The organism is Bradyrhizobium sp., assembly GCF_049581145.1.
GTDB lineage: Bacteria > Pseudomonadota > Alphaproteobacteria > Rhizobiales > Xanthobacteraceae > Bradyrhizobium.
On sequence record NZ_JBAURI010000275.1, the window covers coordinates 1 to 3,837 of the forward strand.

General features: G+C 66.6%; 3 protein-coding genes. All 3 read right to left on the minus strand.

The genetic code is table 11. From position 1 onward, the window contains the following. Nucleotides 1-2,012, minus strand: a 2,012-nt coding sequence (locus WCB02_RS09200; protein WP_423957681.1) for an acetamidase/formamidase family protein, incomplete at its 3' end; no start/stop codon positions are given. A gap of 130 nt (nucleotides 2,013-2,142) precedes the next feature. Beyond that, nucleotides 2,143-3,384, minus strand: coding sequence for an acetamidase/formamidase family protein (locus tag WCB02_RS09205; protein ID WP_423957683.1), 1,242 nt, complete (start codon nucleotides 3,382-3,384; stop codon nucleotides 2,143-2,145). Between the two features lie 49 nt (nucleotides 3,385-3,433). Then, nucleotides 3,434-3,837, minus strand: a 404-nt coding sequence (locus tag WCB02_RS09210) for an ATP-binding cassette domain-containing protein (protein WP_423957684.1), incomplete at its 5' end; no start/stop codon positions are given.

The window sequence follows — 3,837 nt, forward strand, 5'->3', positions numbered from 1 at the left end:
CTCACCTTCTTGTGCAGGACGACCTGGAACGTGCCGGTCATTGAACATTCGATTGCGGTGCCGCTGAGTTCGCCATCGCCCTGGGCCGCGTGGGGATCGCCGACCGACAGCAGCGCGCCCGGCACCGAGACCGGCAGGTAGATGGTCGCGCCCTTGCCGAGCCGCCAATTGTCGAGATTGCCGCCGAAATAGGACGGCGGAATCGAGTCGACGAAATCGACCTCGCGCGGTGCCACCGCGATGACGCCGAAATGCGGCCGCAAGGGAATGCGGATGCCTTCCAGCACCGCTTGCCGGCGCTTGATGGTATCCGGCGCCACCGGGACGCCGGGATAGTCATAGGTCGCGTGGACCACGCCGAACGGATCGGTCTGCGGCTGCCAGCGATAGGAGTACAGCGCGCGGGCATGCGGCGCCGGATCGTCGGCAAAAATCTCGTAGATCGTTACCGCCTCGCGCGGCTTCGGGCCGGCGAGCAGTTCGTTGTAGTGATAGCCCCACCAGGCCGCGACGCTACTGCCGAACACGCGGGCTGCATGGTTTGGATTGCGGCTCGGCCGCGGCACGATATCGAGGATGCGTACTTCCAGCACGTCGCCGGGCTGCGCGTCCTTGACAGCGACCGGGCCGGTGCAGATGTGCACGCCAAAGCCTTCGCCGGCGCCGCGCCCGAACACGCTCGCATCCATCGGACCGGCGCCGCGGCGGTCGACATTCTTGGTCTGCGGCGTCCAGCCGAACACGCTTTCCGCCGCATGATCGCCTGCGATCATGCGCTCGGGATCGTCGGAGGCGTGCTGGGTCAGCGTTTCGATGGTGATGGTATCGCCCGAGGCGATCTCGGCTTGCGGCGCGAGCGAGCGGCTGAAATAGCCCCAATGTACTTTCGCGGCGTCGATCGCGAGGTGGTGATGGCTCGGTGCAGAAGCGGCGCGATGGTCATCGGTTTCGGCGCCGCAGGCGACCGCGCGGCTCTTGCTGGCGGCTGCCGGCTGATGCGAACGCAATTGCGCCAGCGCCTCATGGGGCCAGCCGCGCTGCTCGCTTGCTGTCGACGGCGCGGTCACGCGCCCGGCTTCCTGCTGGCGGAATTCGCGCGGCGACAGGCCGAAGCGATGCCGGAAGCTCCGGCTGAAATGCGCGGAATCGGCAAAGCCATAGCGGTAGGCGATCTCGGAGATCGAGTGGTGTGCCTCGGTCGGGTTCGACAGGTCGGCCCAGGCGCGCTGCAGCCGGCGCTCGCGCACATAATGGGTGAAATTGTCGCCGACGCCCTCGAACAGCTTCTGCAAATAGCGTTCGGAGATGCCTTCGGCCTGCGCCAGGCGGACCGGCGCCAGCGCGGGATCATCCAGTCTGCGCTCGATGGCCTGGCAGATCCGGTGCAGGATCGCGGCCTGGTTCGCGCTGCTGCCAACATCGGGCGTGGCCGCGGAATGCCGGTGCGCGAGCGTCACGTGAAGATCGACCAGGCTCTGGGCGATCGTGGTCCACTCGACGTCGCTCAGGCTTTCCAGCGTTCGCGCCGTGGACTCCAATAGCCGCGACACCACGTCGGCGAAGCCGCCGGGCACCACGACCTGCGGCTCGGTGAATTTCAATTTGCCGACGATGCGGCCATGCAGCGCGTCCGAGGTCACCGACAGCACGATCGCGCGCATGTCGCGCTGGAAGATGACGCTCCAGTCGCCGTTCCGCGGCAGCAGCAGCAGATGGCCGACCGGAATGATGCGGTGGCCGGCGCGGCTCTTCAGCACCACGCCATCCTCGATCGGCAGCAGCGCGATCGGCAGCTCCTCGTTCGGTTGCGGCAGCGGCGAGACGGCCTGCGATTCCGCCGCGAGCCGCGTCAGCGCCACACCGGGAGCCTGACGATGCGAGGCGGTGGCGTGACCGTCGTAGAAGGTATGGGCGGACGCCGGGCGCAGGCCAACGGCGCGGAGCACGTCCCGCCAAGCCTCGGGGCGGTCGTCCTGCGCGTAGGATTCGCTCGTGAACGGACGGAAACTCATGGGTCGACCCAGCACGGGAAAGTCGAAGCAACCCCCGTGCCAGACATGCGACTCCCTCCGCCGCGACGACGGTGTCACGGCACCCTCATTCTCCGTCCGTTGCGGCCAAAAACCCCTGCGGTTCAATGCATTAATCGCACCTGAAGATGGACTTGCGGATCGTGCCATGGACGCCCCAATTGGCGTCGACGACCTGGGTGACGCCGAAATCGGCGCCGACCGACAAGAGCGAAATCGCCTCATCTTCGCTCAGCCCGTGCACCGTCATCAGGAACCGGCGCAGCTTGCGGAAGGCGTCGCGCACGGCGCGGTCGAGGCTTGCATGGTTGGCGACCTCGGTCTGGGCGTTGGGGCCGAGCTCGGCGAGATAGTTTGGATAGGTAAAACCGTAAACCGACCAGGCCTGGTCGGTCTCCAGCATCGGGTGGGTCAGGCCCTCGAGCGTCGTGCCGCCGAGATCGTTCTTCTTGTGCAGGATGAACTCGAAATCGCCGGTCAGCGAGGTCTCGATCGCGGTGCCGCCGAGTTCGCTGTCGCCCTGCGCGGCGTGGGGATCGCCGACCGAGAAGAACGCGCCGTCGACCGCGACCGGATAATACATCCGCGCGCCCTTGCCGATGCGCCAGTCATCGATATTGCCGCCGGTATAGCTCGGCGGGATCGAACTGACGAAATCGGCTTCCGACGGCGCCAGCCCCATGGTGCCGAAATGCAGCCGCGCCGGCACCTTGATGTTCTTCATGATGTTGTCGCGCTTGCGCACGGTGCCGTGGTCGACCCGGACGCCGGGATAATCGATGGTCGCATGCACGATGCCGTCAGGGTCGGTCTGCGGCGTCCAGACATAATTATAGACCGCCTTCGCGAACGGTTCGCCCGAGGTGTCGAGCTCGAAGATGGTGATGACTTCGCGCGGCTTCGGCTCGTCGATCAGGTCGTGATAGTGAAAACCCCAATTCGCCGCGGCATTGGAGCCGAAGCATTTGCCGGCATGGCAGGCGCTGCAGCTCGGCCGCGGCCGGATGTCGAGGATGCGGACCTCGAGCACGTCGCCGGGCTCGGCGCCTTCGATCGCGACCGGCCCGGTCAACAGGTGCACGCCGAGCCCTTCGCCTGATCCGCGAATGAACGGGCCCTCGGTCGGGCCGGCGCCGCGCCGCGCCACCGCCTTGTGCTCACGGGTCCAGTGAAACACGCTTTCGGCGCCGGGATCATTGGCGATCATGCGCTCGTAATCGTCATTGGCGTGATGGGTCAGCGTCTCGATGGTGGCGCGGTCGCCCGAGCGCAAGGTCAGCGCGGGGGCGACCGTCTTGCTGAAATAGCCCCAGTGAATGGTCGCCGGCGAAACCGGCAGGGTGAAATGCTTCATGCAGGGACCTTTCTGCGCAGCGGGATGTGCAAGGACGAGACGAGCGTCATCATCTGACGGTCTCCGGCGTGCGGTCGGCGTCCATCACGCTGAGAAAGCGCGCGGTGACCGGATGGCGCGGATTGAAGAGCACCTCGTGCGCCGGGCCTTCCTCCAGGATCACACCGCCGCTGAGGAAGGCGACGCGATCGGCGACCTCGTCGGCAAAGCGGATCTGGTGCGTCGAGATGAGCATGGTCAGCCCGTCATCGATCGCCAGCCGCCGGATCACCTCCAGCACCTCGCTGACCAGTTCGGGATCGAGCGCCGAGGTCGGCTCGTCCAGCAGCAGCACGCTTGGATTGGGCGCCAGCGCGCGTGCAATGGCGACCCGCTGCTGCTGGCCGCCCGACAGATGCCGCGGCAGCGCGTCGGCGCGATGGCCGAGTCCGACGCGTTCGAGCAGCTCGGAGG